1 protein-coding gene, 2 pseudogenes and 1 riboswitch are annotated in these 1,741 nt (G+C 61.9%); of the genes and pseudogenes, 1 reads left to right on the top strand and 2 read right to left on the bottom strand.

Going from position 1 to position 1,741, the window contains the following annotated elements:
- Positions 1 to 217, bottom strand: a pseudogene (locus tag EN750_RS32880) (thiamine/thiamine pyrophosphate ABC transporter permease ThiP); the annotation flags it as partial.
- Positions 218 to 269: 52 nt separating this feature from the next.
- Between EN750_RS32880 and EN750_RS41145 the strand changes: the two are divergent.
- A pseudogene (locus EN750_RS41145) lies at positions 270 to 430 on the top strand (precorrin-3B synthase); the annotation flags it as partial.
- Between the two features lie 27 nt (positions 431 to 457).
- On the opposite strand, the gene thiB reads toward EN750_RS41145, so the two are convergent.
- Positions 458 to 1,456, bottom strand: coding sequence for a thiamine ABC transporter substrate binding subunit (thiB, locus tag EN750_RS32870; RefSeq protein ID WP_127399158.1), 999 nt, complete (start codon positions 1,454 to 1,456; stop codon positions 458 to 460).
- Between the two features lie 43 nt (positions 1,457 to 1,499).
- Positions 1,500 to 1,614, bottom strand: a riboswitch (TPP riboswitch).
- Positions 1,615 to 1,741 lie beyond the last annotated feature (127 nt).

Here is a 1,741-nt window from a genome sequence, read left to right as displayed (position 1 = left end):
GCGCCGGGATGGCCGAAAGCAGCGTCGAGAGCGCCGCTTGCCAGAGCGTGAAGCGAATGACGCGAAGCAGATAGGGATCGAAGGCTGCCCAGGCGCCCGAGAAATCATGGGCGCCCTCGAAAAGCAGGCCGGCAAACGCGCCGCCGATCAGCAGCGCGATCGCGGCAAGCGCGACAATGCCGGCGCTGACGCGGGGATCAGAGGCTGCGCGTCGCACGCCGGACCACCAATCTCCGGATCGCGGCACTTACAAAGGATTGCGTTCCTTCGCGCCCCCCTCTGTCCTGCCGGACATCTCCCCCACAAGGGGGGAGATTGGCAATTTCGACGCCTCGCTCACTCCAGCAGCATTGGCGATTGGCGAAATCGCCGATGGCAGCCAATCTCCCCCCAAGCGGGGGAGATGTCCGGCAGGACAGAGGGGGGCGCCGTAGAGCACTCATCTTCGATAGCAAACTTATTTGCTCATCACCGCAAGCCATTCATCGACCCAGGCCTTGCGATTGGCAGCGACCTCTTGCGGGCTGAACAGCAAGGTCTTGGTCGGCTTGACCAGTTTATCAAAGGCCGGATTGAGCGGCTTGTCGGTCTTGCCGGCCGGGAACATCCAGTTGGTCTCGGGAATGGCATCCTGGAATTTAGGTCCGGTCATGAAGGCTATAAACTTGGCCGCCAGCGGATTCTTGGCCCCCGTCGTGGTGATACCCGCCACCTCGATCTGCAGATACTCGCCCTCCTCGAAGGAGGCGGCCTGGTAGCGCCCGGTGTTCTCGGCGATCATGTGATAGGCCGGCGACGTCGTGTAGGACAGCACCATCGGCGCCTCGCCCTTCGTGAACAGCCCATAGGCCTCGCTCCAGCCCGGCGTCACGGTCAGCACCTTCGGCTTGAGCTTGGCCCAGGCCTCCGGCGCCTTGTCGCCATAAACCGACTTGACCCACAGAAGCAGGCCGAGGCCCGGCGTCGAGGTGCGTGGATCCTGGATGACGATCTTGTCGTCGGCACTGCCTTCGACCAGCTCTTTCAGGCTTTTCGGCGGGTTCCTCAGCTTCTCGGTGTCGTAGACGACAGCGAAATAGCCGTAATCAAAGGGGACAAAAGTATCGTCGCTCCAGCCACCCGGCACGTTGACATCAGTTACGCCGCCATGCGGCGCGAACAAGCCTGAGGCCTTGGCATCGGCGGTGAGATTGGTGTCGAGGCCAAGCACGATATCGGCCTTGGTCGATGCGCCTTCCAATCTGACGCGGTTGAGCAACGCGACGCCGTCGGCGACCGAGACGAACTCGACATCGCAGCCGCATTCGGCCTCGAACGCCTTCTTCACCACGGGACCCGGACCCCAGTCGGCGGTAAAACTCTCATAGGTGTAGACGGTGAGCTTGTACTTGGCCAAGGCCGGTCCGGACAAGGCCACGACCGTTGCTGAAACAAGAGCGTATAAAAGCGTGCGCATCGGCGCCTCCTTCGTTCGAATTGAAAGGAATTGAGGCGTCGGACTGTCCGAAACGTCTAATCCCTCCGCCGGTACAAACCGGATCAGGTTCAGCGGGTTGGCGAGACTGCCTCTCAGCCGGTCCGCGAAGATCGCGTCCGGCACCCCGTTAGAGCGTTTCGACACATAGGCCGGCCCGATCCGCCACGCAAGTGGGAGTTTGCCGCCTTCCGTTTCCCGTGCCGGGCTGGTAAGGGCCACACGATATGAGCACATTCACCATCCTGCTTGGCGGCGATCTCATCC

Source organism: Mesorhizobium sp. M7A.F.Ca.ET.027.03.2.1 (assembly GCF_003999175.1).
In the GTDB taxonomy this organism is placed as follows: Bacteria; Pseudomonadota; Alphaproteobacteria; order Rhizobiales; family Rhizobiaceae; genus Mesorhizobium.
This window is presented reverse-complemented; position numbering and strand designations above follow the sequence as displayed.

Bases quoted from the DNA above. Each gene is read 5' to 3' on its own strand.
- thiB (WP_127399158.1), bottom strand. From the start codon at position 1,456: ATGCGCACGCTTTTATACGCTCTTGTTTCAGCAACGGTCGTGGCCTTG.